14 protein-coding genes and 2 pseudogenes are annotated in these 17,244 nt (G+C 70.4%); 3 read left to right on the top strand and 13 right to left on the bottom strand.

What is annotated here, in order from left to right; genetic code table 11:
- Nucleotides 1-19: 19 nt before the first annotated feature.
- Nucleotides 20-1,246, bottom strand: a complete 1,227-nt coding sequence (locus ACZ3I4_RS08820; RefSeq protein ID WP_465381299.1) for a M15 family metallopeptidase — start codon at nucleotides 1,244-1,246, stop codon at nucleotides 20-22.
- A gap of 32 nt (nucleotides 1,247-1,278) precedes the next feature.
- Nucleotides 1,279-2,676 carry a lysozyme gene (locus ACZ3I4_RS08815; protein WP_465381298.1) on the bottom strand — a complete coding sequence of 466 codons (1,398 nt, stop codon included), beginning with the start codon at nucleotides 2,674-2,676 and terminating at the stop codon, nucleotides 1,279-1,281.
- Between the two features lie 368 nt (nucleotides 2,677-3,044).
- Here ACZ3I4_RS08815 and ACZ3I4_RS08810 point away from each other — a divergent pair.
- Nucleotides 3,045-3,578, top strand: a pseudogene (locus ACZ3I4_RS08810) (cupin domain-containing protein); the annotation flags it as partial.
- A gap of 87 nt (nucleotides 3,579-3,665) precedes the next feature.
- Here the strand turns inward: ACZ3I4_RS08810 and ACZ3I4_RS08805 are convergent.
- On the bottom strand, nucleotides 3,666-6,413 hold the full coding sequence (locus ACZ3I4_RS08805; protein WP_465381297.1) for an AfsR/SARP family transcriptional regulator: 2,748 nt from the start codon (nucleotides 6,411-6,413) through the stop codon (nucleotides 3,666-3,668).
- Nucleotides 6,414-6,702: 289 nt separating this feature from the next.
- Here ACZ3I4_RS08805 and ACZ3I4_RS08800 point away from each other — a divergent pair, with 289 nt between their 5' ends.
- Complete coding sequence (locus ACZ3I4_RS08800) at nucleotides 6,703-7,296, top strand: hypothetical protein (protein WP_465381296.1); 594 nt, start codon at nucleotides 6,703-6,705, stop codon at nucleotides 7,294-7,296.
- Here ACZ3I4_RS08800 and ACZ3I4_RS08795 read toward each other — a convergent pair.
- From ACZ3I4_RS08795 to ACZ3I4_RS08785, 3 genes and pseudogenes are all read right to left on the bottom strand, one after another.
- Nucleotides 7,244-7,875, bottom strand: a pseudogene (locus tag ACZ3I4_RS08795) (MmyB family transcriptional regulator). The gene ACZ3I4_RS08800 and the pseudogene ACZ3I4_RS08795 sit on opposite strands and share 53 nt — an antisense overlap.
- 298 nt (nucleotides 7,876-8,173) lie before the next feature.
- The gene (locus ACZ3I4_RS08790) at nucleotides 8,174-8,389 is read right to left on the bottom strand and encodes a hypothetical protein (protein ID WP_465381295.1); all 216 of its coding nucleotides are present in this window, start codon (nucleotides 8,387-8,389) and stop codon (nucleotides 8,174-8,176) included.
- Between the two features lie 7 nt (nucleotides 8,390-8,396).
- Nucleotides 8,397-9,626, bottom strand: coding sequence for a L,D-transpeptidase (locus ACZ3I4_RS08785; protein WP_465381294.1), 1,230 nt, complete (start codon nucleotides 9,624-9,626; stop codon nucleotides 8,397-8,399).
- Between the two features lie 217 nt (nucleotides 9,627-9,843).
- On the opposite strand from ACZ3I4_RS08785, the gene ACZ3I4_RS08780 reads away from it, so the two are divergent.
- The gene (locus ACZ3I4_RS08780; RefSeq protein ID WP_465381293.1) at nucleotides 9,844-10,437 is read left to right on the top strand and encodes a dihydrofolate reductase family protein; all 594 of its coding nucleotides are present in this window, start codon (nucleotides 9,844-9,846) and stop codon (nucleotides 10,435-10,437) included.
- Between the two features lie 8 nt (nucleotides 10,438-10,445).
- Here ACZ3I4_RS08780 and ACZ3I4_RS08775 read toward each other — a convergent pair whose 3' ends face one another.
- From ACZ3I4_RS08775 to ACZ3I4_RS08745, 7 genes are all read right to left on the bottom strand, one after another.
- Nucleotides 10,446-11,009 carry a DUF1349 domain-containing protein gene (locus ACZ3I4_RS08775; RefSeq protein WP_465381292.1) on the bottom strand — a complete coding sequence of 188 codons (564 nt, stop codon included), beginning with the start codon at nucleotides 11,007-11,009 and terminating at the stop codon, nucleotides 10,446-10,448.
- Between the two features lie 31 nt (nucleotides 11,010-11,040).
- Nucleotides 11,041-12,105 (bottom strand): LLM class flavin-dependent oxidoreductase, encoded by a 1,065-nt coding sequence (locus ACZ3I4_RS08770; RefSeq protein WP_465381291.1) that lies wholly within the window; start codon nucleotides 12,103-12,105, stop codon nucleotides 11,041-11,043.
- Entirely contained in the window at nucleotides 12,102-13,436 is a 1,335-nt protein-coding gene (locus ACZ3I4_RS08765) for an LLM class flavin-dependent oxidoreductase (RefSeq protein ID WP_465381290.1), read from the bottom strand. Before ACZ3I4_RS08765 ends, ACZ3I4_RS08770 begins: the two co-directional genes overlap by 4 nt.
- Nucleotides 13,433-14,152, bottom strand: a complete 720-nt coding sequence (locus tag ACZ3I4_RS08760) for an ABC transporter ATP-binding protein (protein WP_465381289.1) — start codon at nucleotides 14,150-14,152, stop codon at nucleotides 13,433-13,435. The genes ACZ3I4_RS08765 and ACZ3I4_RS08760 overlap by 4 nt, the downstream gene beginning before the upstream one ends.
- Complete coding sequence (locus ACZ3I4_RS08755) at nucleotides 14,128-14,958, bottom strand: ABC transporter permease (RefSeq protein ID WP_465381288.1); 831 nt, start codon at nucleotides 14,956-14,958, stop codon at nucleotides 14,128-14,130. Before ACZ3I4_RS08755 ends, ACZ3I4_RS08760 begins: the two co-directional genes overlap by 25 nt.
- Nucleotides 14,955-16,010, bottom strand: coding sequence for an ABC transporter substrate-binding protein (locus ACZ3I4_RS08750; protein WP_465381287.1), 1,056 nt, complete (start codon nucleotides 16,008-16,010; stop codon nucleotides 14,955-14,957). Before ACZ3I4_RS08750 ends, ACZ3I4_RS08755 begins: the two co-directional genes overlap by 4 nt.
- Before the next feature lie 97 nt (nucleotides 16,011-16,107).
- Nucleotides 16,108-17,241, bottom strand: coding sequence for an ROK family protein (locus ACZ3I4_RS08745; protein ID WP_465381286.1), 1,134 nt, complete (start codon nucleotides 17,239-17,241; stop codon nucleotides 16,108-16,110).
- Between the last annotated feature and the right edge of the window lie 3 nt (nucleotides 17,242-17,244).

The raw sequence follows: 17,244 nt of genomic DNA, 5'->3' as shown, positions 1-17,244 counted from the left end.
CGGCGAGAAAGGCATGAGGTCAGTGACCGTTGGTCGACCAGTGCCAGTCTTCACTGGAGTAGTTCTTGAGCCCGTACGCGGCGGCGTTCTTCGACAGCCAGGTGTAGCAGGCCGACTTCTTGAGGCAGTTGGTGAAGTCGATCGCGAGGCCCTTCTCGTGCATCGAGGTGCCCGGCCGGGCGGTGTGCGGGCTGCACTGGGTCGACGGCTTGTCATAGATGTCGTACTTGGTCGGCCCGCAGTTCTTCTTGCGCAGCGCGATCTGGCTGTCGACCGTACGGAATCCGGTGCCGCACAGGGAGGGTCCGGCCGCCAGCATCCGGGCCACCTGGTCGCCGATCGTGGCTGACACGGTGATCGAGCCGCCGGCCGGGCACCGCGCGCTGGCGAGCGCGCCGGTGACGACGGTCTGCCCGACCGCGGGGGCCGGTGGCGTGTTGGCCTGGCTCACCGCCGAGCCGAAGAACGGCGCCGACAGGGCGAACACGCCGCCGTCGGAACCCAGCATCCACACGCCGGTGCCGAGGCCGCGGGTGGCGTCGACGATCGGGGCGTTGAGCCGCTTGCCGGCCAGCGAGCCCGGGAACGGGAAGTCACCGAACGCGAACGTGCCGCCGTCCTGGCCGACCAGCAGATAACCCTGGCCGGTGGGCGAGTCGACGATCGCGGTGACCGGCTTGGCCAGCGGCTTGCCGCCCATCGAACCGTGGAACTTGGCGCCGCCCAGCGCGAAGACGCCACCGTCGGCCGCGGCCAGCAGCAGGCCACCGCCGGCCGGGCGGACGGCGTCGACGATCGGCGCGGCCAGCCGGGTGCCGGCCAGGGAGCCGGGGTAGGGCGCGTCGCCGAAGTTGAAGGTGCCGCCGTCCGCGCCGACCAGCGTGTAGCCGTTGCCGGAGGCGGTCGGCACAATCGCGACGATCGGCTTGGCCAAGGGTTTGCCGCCCATCGAGCCGAAGAACGGCGCGCCGAAGCTGAACACGCCGCCGTCGGCCCCGGCCATCCACAGACCACCGGTGCCGGGCCGGGGCGCCGCGTCGACCATGGGGGCGGCGAGGGGCTTGCCGGCCATGCTGCCCGAGAAGACGCTGCCGCCGTAGTTGTACTGGCCGCCGGTGCCGCTGACGATGGCGTACCCGGCGCCACCGGGAGCGGCGACGATGGCCGTGCCGGCGTCGGGGCCGCCGAGCGCGTGACTGGTGGTAGCCGTGAGGGCCACGGCGGCGACGGCCGCGGCCGCTGTCACCGTCGCTGTCGCAAGAACGCGGAATCGAGGCATCAGAACGGGCACTCCGGGGTGAGGCGGGCGTAGGACCCGCGCGCGAACAGGTTGCCGTCACTCACGCGGCGGCTGTAGAGGCCGCACGACTTCTTGGTGCCGGCCTTGACGTACAGCTTGAAATGCTCGGGAATGCTCCCGTACGCGCGAGCGCGCAGATCGGCGCCGATCGTGCCGGTCTGCACCGGCGCCGGCCCGGTGTTGAAGACCAGGTCGACCAGCGCGTCGAATTCGGTCTGGGTCAGCGGCACGTCCGGGTGGGCCTTGCGCAGGGCGGCTGCGTAGATGTGCTCGGCCTTGTCGCGCAGCATCGACTTGGCCAGGTCCTGATCCATCCGCTGCTGCTTCTCGGCGGCCGTGCAGGCGCCCTTGTGCAGCGCGAAGCCGTAGCCGATGGTGCAGGTGCCGTAGCCGTCGTCGTAGGCGGTGGCCCGGAAACCCTCCCAGACGGCGATGAACTCGACGCCGGCGTTGGAGAGTGTGCGCGTACGGGCCGGTTGGCGACTGCCCGGGTCGGGCGCGGCGGGCACGTCGGCCACGGTGGGGCGGCCGCGGAAGCTCGCGTCGCCGAACGCGAAGACACCGCCGTCGCGGGCGACCATCAGATAGCCGCCGCCGCTGGGGGTGCGCGTCATTGAAGAGACCGGGGCGTTCAGGCGTACGCCGCCGAGGCTCTTGTAGAACCCGGCGTCACCGAAGGCGAAGACGCCGCCGTCCGACCCGGTGAGCCAGTAGCCGCGGCCGCTGGGCGTGGCGGTGATGCCGACGATGTTGCTGACCTTGACGTTGAGGCCGGGCAGTGACTTGTAGAAGCCGGCGTCGCCGAACGCGAAGACGCCACCGTCGGCGCCGGCCAGCCAGTAGCCCCGGCCGCTCGGGGTGGCGGTGATGCCGACGATGTTGCTGACCTTGACGTTGAGGCCCGGCAGTGACTTGTAGAAGCCGGCGTCACCGAATGCGAAGACGCCACCGTCGGCGCCGGCCAGCCAGTAGCCCCGGCCGCTCGGCGTCGCGGCGATGCCGACGATGTTGCTGACCTTCGCGTTCAGGCCCGGCAGCGACTTGTAGAAGCCGGCATCGCCGAGCCCGAAGACGCCACCGTCCGCACCGGCCAGCCAGAGGCCGCGCCCGGACGGGGTGGCCGCCATTCCCACCACATTCGCGACCCGTACGCCCAGGGCGGGCAGGTCCTTGACGGCGGCCGCATCGCCGTACGCGGCGACCTCCCCCGACCGCGAGGCGATCCAGTAGCCCCCGCCGGACGGGGTGCCCGCGACGGCCACGGGCGCGTTCTGCAGGCTGCTCGTCGCCGCGGACGCGTCTCGCTGGACGAGCCCGTAGGCCGCGACCACGGTGACGACGCTCAGCAGGAGAGCGCCGGTATGACGGTGTTTCATCGTTCTCCAAGGGGTCTCGTCCCGGCTCACCGGGCGAACGTAAGGCCCCCACCTCACGCCCGACCAGGCCGGAACGTCCCTTTTGCCGCCTCGGCCGACGAGTCCATCCGCTCATCGCCGCGACGCCGCGATCCGGCTTACCCCATCTGGCGGACAGCCGTCCGGCGGCAATCCCCGCGACGCATGACAGCATGGCCCGGTGACGCGTGTGGAGATCAACGGGGCGGCGGCGATCGTCGAGGCGTTGTATCGCGTGGAGCCGGTCCGCACAGCTCAGAGACAGTCAGCGGACGACAAGGCGTAAGTCTGCGGGGACCACGTTCCCCGGAGTTTTCTTGGGGGCGACGGCCCGCAGCGCCGGGCCGTCGATGGGGCCGCTCGCATCAGCCGGCGGTAGCGTTGCCGTTTGGACGTTCTCGGCGAGGCACTGGCGAACGTCCGGATCGCGCGCGGAGGCGTGCTTGTTGCGGGCGTCGGGATCGTGGGGATGGCGGCATCCGGCTTTCGCGGGCAGCGGATTCCATCTGGTCCTGAACGGTGACGCCTGGTTGGTGACCGCGGACGGACCAGCCCGGCGGCTCGCACCCGGAGACGTCGTTCTCACGCCGTCGGGCGGTGAGCACGGCTTGAGCCACGCACCGTCCGCGCTGCGGAGCCTGCCTCTGGCCGTCTCGAAGGAGGATCTGCCGGAGCCGGCCCGGCCCGATGTCGAGATCCTCTGCGGTGCGTACTGGCTGGATCACAGTCCGGTGCCGCACTACCTGCAGAGGTTGCCGGACGTGATCGCGGTCTCCCCAGACCACGACCGCAACCCGCACCTGCGTCCGCTGCTGGACCTGGTGCGAGCAAACCTCGCCGACACCGGACCGGGCACCGGAGTCACCCGCCCGGCCCTGCTCGATCTGGTACTGACCCACCAGGAGACGTGGCCGGGGAACAGCCGAACCGGGCGCGGACTGCACGCCTCTGATCCGCAGCCCGGCGGCGCTTCATGCCGGGCGCAACTCCCTGAGGATCACCTCGGCGCTGCTGCGGTCGGCGCGGGCCGCGTCCGGGTGACCCGCCTTCTCGTGGGTCTCCGCGCGGCTCGCCAGACTTTCCGCGAGGTTTCGCCGGTCGCCGGCCCGCTCGAAGGCGGCGATCGCCCGGTCGAACAGGGTGATTGCCTCGTCGAGGTTACCCAGCCGGTAGTGCGCGAGGCCGAGACTGTCGAGGGAAGCCGCCTGTTCTTGTGCCGTGCCATAACGCTGCTGCAACTCGAGCGCCTCGGTGCAGACCACGATGGCTTCCCGGTGACGCCCGGCCTGGACGTGAAGCCATCCCGCGGCGCTCAGCGTGTTCGCCTGCCACAGGGTGTCACCGACCTCCCGGAACGCCTCGAGCGCCATCGCGGCGTACGTCTGGGCACTGTCGAGGTCGCCCAGTTCCAGAGTGACGTCGAAGAGTGCGAAGTACGCATGCCCGCGGGCCGCCGTTCCGGTGTTCAAAGTGAGCGCCCGGTCCAGCAGGCCGGCTGCGGCCCGGAGCTCGCCGAGCCGCAGATGGGCACGTGCTTGCAGGCGCGTGCTTCGCGCCTGCGCCTCATCGTCACCGAGCCGGCGGGCCGCTGTGACGGCTTTTCCGGAGAGTTCCAGCATGTCGGTCCAATGGCCCTGACGGTCGAGATAGGTCGCCAGTGCCCAGGTGATCTGCCAGACGTACGTGTCGAAGCCGTGTGCGCAAGCGTGCCGGACGGCGTTGAGCAGGACCTGGTGCTCGGCGGCGAACCAGGTGACACCATCCGAACCGTCGGGGATCTCACCGATGGTGACGCCGGGAGCAGCCGGCGTGAGCGTGCCGGCGCTTCTGCTCGGAAAATACCGGACGGACGCCCGCTGCGCAGTTTGCGAATAATGGTCCAGGAGCCGGTGCGTGGCGGTCATCTTCTCCGGCTGACTCGTCAGTTCGCCGGCATAGGCGCGCAGAAGGTCATGGCAGCTGTAACGGCCGAGTCGATGTTCCTCGATGAGACCTGCGGCGGCCAGCTCGGCGAGCAGTGGGCGGATCGGGGCGGGCTCGGCACCGCTGAGGCTGGCGGCAGCGGCGACGGACACGTCCGAGCCGGGGTCGAGAGCGATCAACCGGAACAGGCGAGCCGCAGCCGTGCTGACGGCCTGGTAGGACCAGGACAGTACGGCTCGGACGTCGGTCGACGGATCGTCGGTGGCGAAGGCGTCCAGTGTGCCCACCGTCGCGCGCAGCTCGGCGGCGAGCTCAGCGAGTGAGGAGGACGACACAATGGCCGCCCGGGCGCAGACCAGCGCGAGCGCGAGCGGAAGGCCGGCACAGCTGTCGATGATTTGCTGAACCGCCGCGGGATTGGAGGCGAGACGCTCCGGTCCGAGGCGCCCCGTCAGGATGGCATGCGATCGAGTTGTGTCGAGCACGCTGAGCTCGACCGGATGTGCGCCTTGAGCGACTACCAGGCCGGTCAGCGAGCTGCGGCTGGTCACTACGACCTGGCAGGAGCCGGCTCCGGGCAGCAGCGGACGAACGTGCGCGGCGTCGCGGGCGTTGTCGAGCACGACGAGCATCCGGCGGCCCGCCAGGCGGGAGCGGTAGAGAGAGCGGCACGCTTCCGGGTCGGCGGGAATGTCGCGGGCCGGCGTGCCCAGGGCGCCGAGGAAGTGGCGCACGGCGTCGTCGGCCGTAACGACGCCGTGCAGGTCGAACCCGCGCAAGTTCACATAGAGCTGGCCGTCAGGAAAGCGGTCACGGGCCATGTGCGCCCAATGGACGGCGAGAGTGGTCTTGCCGATACCGGCAGTGCCGAATATCGCCAGGATCGTGAGGGTGGTGGGTTCGGCGGAGGCGGACCTGCTGATGGCCTCCATCCGGGCCAGCTCGGTCCCGCGGCCGGCGAAGCCGCGCACGTCAAGCGGTAGCTGCGCGGGTACCGCGGATCCGCCCGATGACGATGTGGACGGCAGGGCGGTTCGCAACTGGCCGTCGTGGCGGAGCACCGCGCGGTGCACTTCACTCAGTTCAGGACCGGGAAGGACGCCGAGCTCGTCGGCGAGTACCGCCGCGGTACGCCGGAAGACGTCCAATGCATCGCTCTGGCGGCCCGCCCGGTACAGCGCCACCATCAGCTGGGTGGCGAAGCGCTCCCGGTACGGATAGCGGGCGAGCAGGGCGCTCAGCTCCCCGACGAGGCTGTCTCCGGCCCCCGCGTCCAGGTCGATCTGCAGCCGTTGCTCGACCGCCAACAGCCAGGCATCCTCGAGCCGGGCAGCTTCAGGCGCTATCAGGTCGACATAGCTGACGTCCGCGAACGCCGGGCCGTACCGCAGAGCCGTCGCCCGGCCCAGCACCTCTCGAGCACGGGCGATGTCTCCGCCGGCCCGGGCCGCGTCCGCGTCCGCGCGCAAGACGTCGAAGTCCCAGGTGTCTACTGACACCCCTGAAGGATCGATGCCGTAGCCGGTCCGGCCGTCGCCGACGATGACACCCGCGCCAAGCCTGCGCCTCAGGCCGTGCACGTACGTCCGAAGGTTGCTGTCGACGGAAGCCGGCGGAGGCCCGGTCCACAGTGCGTCGATCAGTTCACCGCTCAGCACCCGGCCTTCCGTGCGGCAGAGCAAAGCGCCGAGCAGCATGCGTTGCTTCAGCGACCCCAGCGCGACCTCGCGTGCTCCGGAACGCGCCTTGAGGGGGCCGAAAGCACTGATCCGTAGAACGGTCGAGCTCTCCTCCACGGCACCCAATCTAGGCGAGCCGGCACGTCGCCGCCTCCGCTAGGTGGACGAGGCCGGTGAAGGCTGTTGTGCGTCCAAGATGGTCGTCATGTCCCCGCCGGCCGGAGCGGCGTCTGCCGCCACCTCGTCGATGTGCGAAGAATGTGCGTGCCCTGTACGCGGTTGCGCTTTGCTCCTTCCAGCACGAGGGCATACCACCTCGTGGGTCGCGTCGGCAGATCGCAGATCTGCTGTGCGCCAGCTTCGTGAGAAGGACGTGAGACGATTGCGTAATACCTATCGTATGGGTGTGGGTGTGGCGGCGCTGTGTGCGGCTGTGATCATGCCGAGCGTGCCCGCCATGGCTGCTCCCAGCACCGGCGGCTCGCAACTCAGTGCGTTCGCGCCGACAGTGTGCGAGCCGAACGCAAAAAAGTACAAGGTGACGCAGCTGAAGAAGCCGTGGACCGTCACCCACGCATCCCGCTACGAGAACACCGTCGACAGCACCTCGGTGCACACGGTCAAGGCGGAGGTGCAGACGGTGATCAAGGCGACCGTCACGGTGACCTTCGGAGCCGAGTCCGAGGCCGGAGCGATCTTCGCCAAGGTGAAGGCATCCGCCGGGTTCGGTGTCGCGGGCGAACGGCAGAAGACGAAGACCTCGTCGGTGAGCGTCACCACCAAGATGAAGCCGAAGAAGACCTACGTCTTTTTCTCCGGTGTCCGTAAGGTGAGCGTCCAGTGGGCCCTGCTCCAGTGCAACTCCCGGGGCACCGCAGTGGTCGAGAAGGCGCGCGGAGCGGCCAAGACCTTCGGCGTCAAGACCGACGGCGCCGTGCGGTGCGGCATCAATGCGAAGGCCGGCACCCTCGCCGCCAAGGCCGAGAAGAGCTACTGCTGACCGGACCCGTGCCCCGTCCACGCCGGCGCGCGGGCGGGGCACGGGCTTGTGAGCCTTCCCGATTACATCGGAGCGTGGAGCCGTGACGGCGCCCTATGCCGGCCGTCAACGTGCTGTGGTCGGGCCCCGCTGTGCCGTGGCGACGCAGCTGAGGAGCATTTGCAGCGCGTCCGCCGTTACTGTGCCGGGACGGGGGAGGTACACCAGCAGGGAGCGATCGGGCCGGGCCGGCCACGGTGAGCACTTGGTAGTCGAACTCCAGCGGGCCGGCGACATGATGGTTCAGATGGACGACGCCGATCCGCTTCTCCAGTACGTCGCCTCTGGCCCAGAGCTGGCGGATTCGTTGCTGCGGATGGCGAGCTCGCCGATGAGCGACGTGAGCCGCGCGTCATCGGGCCATCGTCCGGCCAGAAGCTGGAGGTGTGCGACGATTTCGGCGGCTGCGGCTTGCCAATTCCCGTAGCGCGCCCTGGCGTCCGGGGTGAGAAACAACTGCCGGGCCGAGTTGGGTGGTGGAGCCATGCCCGAGACCTCGAACACCGCCTCGGCGGCCGCATTGGCCGCCAGGATGTCCATGCGTGTGTCGACGAGCAGCGCCGGCACGTCGGCCATCGCGTCCAGAAGCCTGGCCAACGGCTCGTCGGTGGCAGTCGCCGATCGTAGAGCGTGAGACGACGAGGTCGGATCTGACGGTCGGACGAGGTTACGCAGGTGTTCGGTCTCCACGTCCGACAGCGAGAGCGCACGCGCGACCGCGTAGAGCACTTGGTCGGAGACGCCTGCTGTGTGGCCCTGCTCGAGCCGCACATAGTAGTCCGGGCTCACTCGGATCGTTCTGGTCCCGTAAGAAGCGTCCCCTGTCACGTAGATGCTTTCACGTACGCGCTGCTCGCGCCGATTCCATCTCGATGACGGCCTTTCCGAAGGACTCCTTGGAGGAATGCCGTGCGTAGGCAGCCGGCGCGTCGAAGAAGTCCACCACCTGATCGATCACCGGACGCACGCGCAACCGGTCAACGGTGGCCACCAGGTCGTCCTGGGCGGCGGAACTGCCCACCGCGACACCGCGGATGCTCGCGGCTTTGACCATCAACGCCCTAGCGGCCGTATTTGTCGAACGGGACCGTCCAGTCGCCCAGGCCGTTCCAGATCGGGAGGTCGCGCGGGGAGTTGGTGACGTCGACGACGTCGCCGACCAGGAAGGTGTTGTAGACCCACTTGGCGTCGGCCGTGCTCAGGTTGATGCAGCCGTGCGACTTGTTGGCCTGGCCCAGCGAGTTGTTCCACGGGGCGGCGTGCAGATATTCGCCGGAGTAGGTGATCCGGGTGCAGAACTCGATGTTCTCCGACACGTAGTAGTTCGGGTCCTTGGGGTCGGTGACGCCGTAGGTCGCCGAGCTCATCGTGTGCTTGCGCTTCTTGCCCAGCACGACGTGCGGGCCGCCTGCCGTCCAGTAGTTGATGCGCTCGCCGTTCGCCCCGGTCGTGCCGCCGCCCTTGCCGAGGCTGCTCTTCATCGTGCGTACGAGCTTGCCGTCGATGTAGACCTTGGTCATGTGGGTCCGGTTGTTGCTGATGGCGATCAGTTGCCGGCCGATCCGGAAGTGGGTCGAGGCGTTCCGGGCCCCGTACGTCGTCTTGCCCAGCTTGACGCCGAACGCGTTGACGTTGACCTCGATCTTTGTGCCGGCCGTCCAGTACTTCGCCGGCCGCCAGTGCACTGTGCGGTCGTCGCGCCAGTAGAACTTGCCGGGCACCGAGGGCGAGGTCTGAATCTCGATGGCCTTCTCGGCCGCGTTCTTGTTGACGGCGCGGCTGAACCGGACGATCACCGGCTGCCCGGCGCCGTACGTCCGGCCTTCCTTGAGGGAGAGCATGGCGTTGGCCTGAAAGACGACCGTGGCCGTCTTTTCCGGCTTGAGCGTGGTGAAGGTGCTGCTCTTGGTGGTCTTCACGCCGGCGCTGTCGGTGGCCGTGACCGTCACCGTGTATTTCTTGCCGTACGCCAGGTCACCGGTCGAACGCCACGTCCCGTCGTCCTGCAGCGCGCCCGCCACCGCCGCCTTGCCGGCCGCCACGGTGACCGACTGGAGCGTGCCGTCGGCCGCGCTGACGACGATCGGCTTCACCGGCGAGACGTCGGTGTTCCCGTGCGCCGGGGTCACGGTCAGCCGGACCGGCACGACGACCGCCTGTTCGGCGTCGGCCGCCGACCCGACCCAGGAGGAGCCTCCGGCGCTGCCCTTGCCGGACGAGGAGCACCCGGCCGCCGTCGCGGCCGCGGCCAGTCCGACCGCGCCGATGATCACCTTGCGTCGCTGAATCATGACTCTCACATTCGAGGGATGCCGACCGGCGCCGTTCAGGCCCCGCATAAGAGACGCGAGCAGGACGCGAAAACGTTGCACCTTCATGCGAAGGGAGATGATCCTGACACATTCGAATCCGGCTCGGTAGCCCGTAACTGTCGGATCGGGGCGCCCCTGTTCGTGGAAGAGGGGAAGGGGCGGCCATCGGGGCCGTCCCGGCGAGAAGGGCACGGACATGACCGCGGTCTACACCTGGGACGTCTTTTCCACCCTCGACGGCTACGGCTCCTACGCCGAGCCCGGCGACTGGGGTGGCTACTGGAGCAAGCAGGGCCCCGAGCTGCTGGAGCACCGGGCCGCCCTGTTCGGCACCCCGCAGCGGATGGTCTTCGGGGCCACCACCTTCCGGGAGATGGCCGAGATCATGTCCTCGGGCATCGACCCCCACGCGCTCGACGAGTGGAACGTGCGGACGATGCGCTCGCCCGCGACGGTCGTCTCCAGCACGCTGAAGGACACCCTCGGCTGGCCGGACGCCACCATCGTGAGCGGCGACGCCGCCGAGATCGTCACCCGGCTCAAGCAGGAGTCCGACGTGCCGCTGCGCTCGCAGGCCAGCCTGTCGCTGAACCGGGCGCTGATGGCCGCCGGCCTGGTCGACCGCCTGCAGGTGACGATCTTCCCGGTCATCTCGGGCCGGACCGGGATCAGCCCCATCCTCGCGGGCGCCGACGACTACGACCTCGAACTGCTCGAGAGCCGCACCCTCGACGGCCGCACCCAGGAGCTCGTCTACCGCCCGTCCCTGCGGCGGAACGGGCTGAACTGACGGCCGGGCTATTCGAGACCCTCGCGGGAGATCGGCTCGCCGACCCGGAAGTGCCGGAACGTGACCTCGAGCCCCGCGCGTTCCGGCGAGCAGCACATGACGCCGACCTCGACCGTCTCGGGCAGATCCAGATGGCCGAGCCGGACCAGCTGCCAGGAGCCGGCGCCGTCGCCGCGGTGCACGCACACCGCGGAGCCGAAACGGGTCAGCCGCAGCGCCAGCTCGCCGTCGAATCCGGGCACCGGCACCACCGACAGGTCGGAGTCGTCGCGGGTGAGCACCGTGCTCAGCTGGACGGCGCCGGACGTGACCTCGAGCCCCGTCTTCAGCCACGAGCGCTCGGAGGCCCGCAGCATCAGGCCGGCCTGGTCGAACAGCGCCGAGTGCCCGGCCGACACCACCACCTCGGCGGTGAAGTCACCGGTCACCGCCCGGTGGTAGAAATGCCCGTTGTCGGTGACGTAGCCGTAGAAGGTGCGCCGCCAGAAGTCCGTCTTCAGCCCGGTGACCACCCGGATCTCGTCGTCCTGATCCGACCACTGCGGCGGTTCGTTGAGCCACGACATCGACATCGGCCCATCGTAGGCCGGATCGGCGCCGGGGCTATCGATGGGCGGCGCTGACCAGGCGGGGGATCAGGGCGTCGCCCACGCGGGCGGTCTCCTGTTTGTACGGGGTGTCCGACAGGACGAAGTGCGTGACCCCCAGATCCGCGTAGCGTCGCAGCGCCGCACTCACCTCCTCGGGGCTGCCGACCAGCCAGGTGGTGCCCGCGCCGCCACCCCCGTGGCGGCCGGGGGCGGTGTAGAGGCAGCTGTCGAGCACGTCGCCGCGGGCGGCCAGGTCGAGGAGCCGCTGCTGTCCGACGGCGGGGCCGTGGCGATCCAGGAGCCGGTCGTTGCGGTGGCCGGGCTGCGCGGCCATGGCGGCCACGCGCGCCTCCGCATCGCGCCATGCTTCCGCGGTGGTGTCGCGGACGACGGTGGTGATCCGCAGGCCGAATTCCAGCGGTGGCAGATCGCGCCCCAGGTCTTCGGAGAGGCGGCGCAGGCGGGAGATGCGGTCGGCGATGCCCGCGAGCGGCTCGCCCCAGAACAGCTGCACGTCGGCCTCGGTGGCCGCGACCCGTTCGGCGGCTTCCGAGGCGCCCCCGAAGTAGAGGCGTGGGCCGCCGCCCGGCGGGCGCGGCACCACGGTGGAGGCGGTGACCTGGAAATGCTCGCCCCGGTAGGTCACGTTCTCCTGGGTCCACAGCAGGCGGACGATCCGCATGAACTCCTTGGTGCGGGCGTACCGCTGGGCCGAGTCGTTTTCGGCATCCCCGTACGCGGCCAGGTTGTCCCGTCCGCTGACGATGTTGACCAGCAGCCGGCCGCCGCTGAGGCGGTCGAGGGTGGCGGCCGCGCTGGCGAAGTGGGCCGGCTGCCAGTAGCCGGGACGGATCGCCGCCAGCGGCCGGAACGTGGTCGTCCGGGCGGCGATCGCGGTGGCCACGGTGAACGTGTCGGGGCGTCCCCAGCCGGTGCCGATCAGAGCCCCCGACCAGCCGTGCTGTTCGGCCGTGCGGGCCAGCTCGACGCTGTGCTCGAGGGTGCCGTAACCGGCCACGGCGTCGTCACCGCGGTGCCCCGGCTCGACGGTGTTGGGGATGTACCAGAGGAACGTCATCGGGTGGCCTCCTGCAGGGCGAACCGGTTGGCCGGGCGGGGCAGGCCGTAGTGCTCGCGCAGCGTCGCGCCGGTGTATTCCGTACGGAAAAGCCCTCGCTCCTGAAGAATCGGGACGACCTCGCTCGCGAAGCGCTCGAGGCCCGAGGGCAGCACGGCGGGCATGATGTTGAAACCGTCGGCCGCCCCGTTCTCGAAGTAGTGCTGGATCGTGTCGGCGACCTGCACGGGCGTGCCGGCGAAGGTGCGATGCCCGCGCCCGCCGCCCAGCTTGCCGATGAGCTGGCGCACGGTCAGGTTCTCCCGGCGGGCCCAGTCGACGATCAGGGTGCGGCGGCTCTTCGCGCCCTCGATCTCGTCCTCGCCGGGCAGATCGGCCGGCAGCGGCTCGTCCAGTTTCAGGCTCGCCGGGTCGACGCGCAGCGTGTGCGCGAGGGTGCCGATGGCGTACTGCGGGGCGATCAGCCGGTCGAGTTCGGCGTCGAGCTCGCGCGCCTCGGCCTCGGTGGCCCCGATGACCGGCACGATGCCGGGCAGGATGACCACGTGGGCGGGGTCGCGGCCGGCCGCGGCGACCCGGCGTTTGAGGTCGGCGTAAAAGGCCTGGCTCTCGGCCAGCGTCGGCTGCGCGGTGAAGACGGCCTCGGCCCAGCGTGCGGCGAAGTCCTTGCCGTCCTCCGACGATCCCGCCTGCACGAGCAGGGGATGGGCCTGCGGCGAGCGGGGCAGGTTGAGCGCGCCCTCGACCCGGAAGAACTCGCCCTCGTGCTCGATGGCCAGCACCCGCTCGCTGCGGGCGTGCACCCCGGCCGCCTTGTCGGCGAGGATCGCGTCGTCGGCCCAGCTGTCCCACAGTTTCGTCGAGACGTCGAGGAACTCGTCGGCGCGCTCGTAGCGGGTCCGGTGCAGCGGCTGCCCGGCCAGGCCGAAGTTGCGCGCGGCGGCGTCCCCGGCGGTGGTGACGATGTTCCAGCCGGCCCGGCCGCCGGACAGGTGGTCGAGCGTGGCGAAGCGGCGGGCCAGGTTGTAGGGCTCGTTGTACGAGGTGGAGGCGGTGGCGATCAGGCCGATCCGGCTGGTGCCGGCGGCCAGCGCGGCCAGCAGCAGCGTCGGTTCCAGCTTGCCGGCCGGCCGGCGTCCCGGGTCGCTCCACAGCACCGGGCTGTCGGCCAGGAAGACCGAGTCGAACTTGGCGTTCTCGGCCACCTGGGCGAGGTGCTGGTGGGCGGCGAGCGAGAGGTTGGCGTACGGGTCGGAGGCGGGCAGCCGCCACGACGCCTCATGGTGCCCGGTGTCGTGCAGGAACAGGTTGAAGTGCAGCTGACGGCTCATCGGCTCTCCCCTTCGACTCCGAGCTCGGCGAGCAGATACGCGCGGAGCTCGTCCCTCGATCGATCCCGGTCCACCTGTACGTCGGTGCGCACCACCCCGCCGTCGAGCACGATCACCCGGTCGGCGAGCACGATGGCCTCGTCGACGTCGTGGGTGACCAGCAGGACGGCCGGCCGGTGGGTCTCGCACAACTTGCGCAGCAACGCGTGCATCCGGATGCGGGTCAGCGCGTCCAAGGCGCCGAACGGTTCGTCGGCCAGGAGCAATTGCGGTTCCCGTACGAGGGACCGCGCCAGAGCCGCACGCTGTTGCTCACCACCGGACAGTTCGAACGGCCAGGCCCGCTCCCGGCCGGCCAGCCCGACCTCCTGCAGGGCCTGCCGTCCCCGATCGTCGGCGTCGTGGGCGCGCAGACCGAAGACGACATTGCCGAGCACCCGCTTCCAGGGCAGCAGCCGCGAGTCCTGGAAGACGACCGACACCTGCTCGGGAACCGTGACGCGGCCGCGGCCGGCCACGTCGCGGTCGAGCCCGGCCAGGGCCCGCAGCAGCGTGCTCTTGCCGGTGCCGGAACGCCCGATCAGCGCCACGAACTCGCCGGACGCGATGTCCAGGTCGAGGCCGTTGAGGACGCCGCCGTTGCCGGTGAAGCTGCGGTGCAGGTTCCGGACCTGGACGGCCGGGCCGGCGATCAGCCCTCGAGTGTCTGCCGCCATGCCAGCACCTTCCTTCCGGTCAGTCGCACGGTGGTGTCGGCGCAGTAGCCGAAGACGCCGTAGAGGACCAGCCCGACCACGATGACGTCGGTCTGGCCGTACTGCTCGGCCAGCGTGATCATGTGACCGATGCCGGCGGTGGCGTTGTACTGCTCGACCACGACCAGGCCCAGCAGCGACGAGGTGACCGCGAAGCGCATGCCGAGCAGAAACCCGGGCAGCGCGCCGGGCAGCACGATGTGCCGGATGAACTCGCCGCGCCCGATGCCGATGGTCTCGGCCAGCTCGGCGTACTTGCCGTCGATGCCGCGCAGCCCGTTGTGGGTGTGCACGTAGATCGGGACCAGGCTGATCAGCGCGATGGTGACGATCTTCATCTCCTGGCCGATGCCGAACCAGGCGATGAACAGCGGGATCAGCGCGAGCGTGGGAACCGACCGTTTGATCTGGATGGGCCCGTCGATCAGGGACTCGCCGACGCGGGACAGCCCGGAGGCGACCGCGAGCACGCCGCCCGCGATCACCCCGATGGCCAGCCCCGAGGCGGCCCGCCCCAGCGACGATCCGATGTTGCCGAGCAGGTCGTGGTCGGCCCACTGGTCGCGGAAGGCGACCACCACGTCCCACGGCGCGGTGAGGATGGCCGGCTTGATCAAGCCGGTGGCCGAGCCCACTGACCAGATCGCCAGCACGACGGCCGGGCCGACCCAGAACGCGCCCCGGAACCGGTGGCCGGGTCCGAGCCGGCGGCGGACGACCCGCTCGTCGCCCTCGAACACCCGGGCGGGCGCCTCGATGACCGTCATGCGGCATCACCGGTGACCACTTGCGAGCCGGCCGCCGCGGCCTCGACCTTTTCGAAGCGCCGGTCGACCAGCGTGGTCACATCCAGCTTGTCGTGCTTCTGCTCGGCCGCGAGCAGGTCGGCCGTCGCCTGCAGCCGGGCGATGGCGTTGTCCCAGGTGGCCGGGATGGCCTTGACGCCGTCGGCGGCGATGACGTCCCGAGCATCCTCCGGGCTCAGGCCCTGCACCTTCTGCAGGTACGCCTTCGAGTAGCCGTCGGGGTTCTCGTTCTGCCAGAGCAGTGCCTTCGCGCGCAGGCCGACGTAGACCTTGAGGGCCGCCGCCTTCTCGGCGTCCTGCACCGACGAGGTGAGGCAGTAGAGGGTCGACGCGTCGTCGCGGATGCCGGTCAGGATGGCCGTCGCCCCCGGGTACTTGCCCTTGTAGATCTTCACGTTGGCCGCCCCGATCGGCGCCACGTCGACGGCCTTGCTGCCCAGAGCGGTCACGTACGAGTCGCCGGTGCTGGTCAGCTCGACCAGCGTGACGTCCTTCTGGGTCAGGCCGGCTTTCTGCAGCACCCGCAGCACGAGCGCGCCCTGGGCCTGCCCGGCGCTGTAGGCGATCTTCTTGCCGCGCAGGTCGGCCAGGGACGTGACGTTCACGCCGGGCGCCACGCCGAGCTGGTAGATCGGGTTCTGCACCGGATCCTTGGTCACCGACTGAAACACGATCTTGGTGGGGGTGCCGGTCCACGCCGCGAACAGCGACGGGATGTCGGCCACCGCCGAGCAGTCAAGCTTGTCGGCGCGGAAGGCCTGGATGCTCTGCGGGCCGCCGCTGATGTTGGCCCACTCGACGGCGACGCCGGCCTCGGTCAGCTCCTTGTCCAGGCCCGAGGCGCCCAGGATGGCCTGGATCGTGGGGTCGCCGATCCGGATCTCGGTGCCGCTGGGCACCTTCTCCGGCAGCGCGGCCGACAGTTCGAGGGTGGCGCCGGCGTCGTCGCCGGCGCAGGCGGTCAGGACGCCGGCCAGCAGGACGGCGGCCGACAGGGGTAGGAGTCTTCTCACGAGGAGCTCCGTTCACGTGCGTAAGGGGGGCAACGGGAGCGCGCTGCAATTCATACTAAACAGCTAGGAGAAGAAGGCAACCAAATACCCGGCTGAATTAACTAACCGCAGGTGAGAGCGGTTCTGCGTACACATGGTCGAGGGCCACCGCGCCGCCGGCCACGGCGAGCACGGTGGCCGGGAAGCTCGTCGCGCGGACCACTTCCGAGACGTCGGCGCCCGCGGTGGACCAGGCCGTCACCTCGGCCCGCAGCGTGGCCAGGCAGGCCGGGATCCGGTTCGCGCCGGCCTCGGCCACCACCAGCACCTCGGGGTCGAAGAGGTCGAGCAGCAGCGCCGCGGCCCGGCCGACCAGCCGGGCCCGTTCGTGGAACAGGGCGAGGGCGTGCGGGTCGCCACCCTGAGCCGAGGCCACCAGGGCGGGCAGACCGGTCGCGCCGGAGCGTCGCACCAGGGTCTGCTCCGAGACCGCCACCTGCAGGCAACCCGTACGGCCGCAGGAGCAGAGCGCGGTGCATCCCTCGACGCTCAGGTGGGCGACGGCTCCGGCGGCCGACCGCGGCCCCTGATGCACCACGCCGCCGGTCGCGAAGGCCACGTCGACGACGTTGCCGACGAACAGGTGCACCGCGCTCTGCCGGGCCCGCCCGGCGACGTCGCCGAAGAGCTGCTCGGCGCGCAGCAGGGCCCGCGAGTTGCTGTCGGCCCGTACGGGAAGCCGGGTGGCCTTGGACAGGGTGGCCGCGACCGGCACGTCCCGCCAGCCCAGCGCGGGATGCTCGACGACCGTGCCGGTGACCGCGTCCACCCACCCGCCGGTGGCGACGCCGACCCCCAGGACGCGACGCCGGTTCCGCACCTTCCGGATGCGCTCGGCGAGACGCCCGAGAACGGCGGCGGGATCGCGTCCGTCGTGCGGCTCGCGGTGCTCCTCGACGACCCGGCCGCGCAGGTCGAGCAGGGCGACCGTCGCGTGCGGCACGGCGATGTGCGCCCCGATCACGCCGACGCCGCCGGGATCGATGTCCAGCGGGACCGTCGGGCGGCCGATCCCCGGGCGCCCGGCCGCCTCCGGCGCCTCCCGGATCAGGCCGCGGTCGAGCAGGGCGGCCGTGACACCGCTGATCGAGGCCGCGGACAGCCGCGTCGCCCGGGCCACGGAACTGCGGGCGACCGGGCCATGGTCGAGAACGGCGCGCAGCACCGCCCCCGCCGAGTCGCGGCGGGTCATGGC

This window comes from Actinoplanes sp. NPDC021490 (genome assembly GCF_055562135.1).
This window is presented reverse-complemented; position numbering and strand designations above follow the sequence as displayed.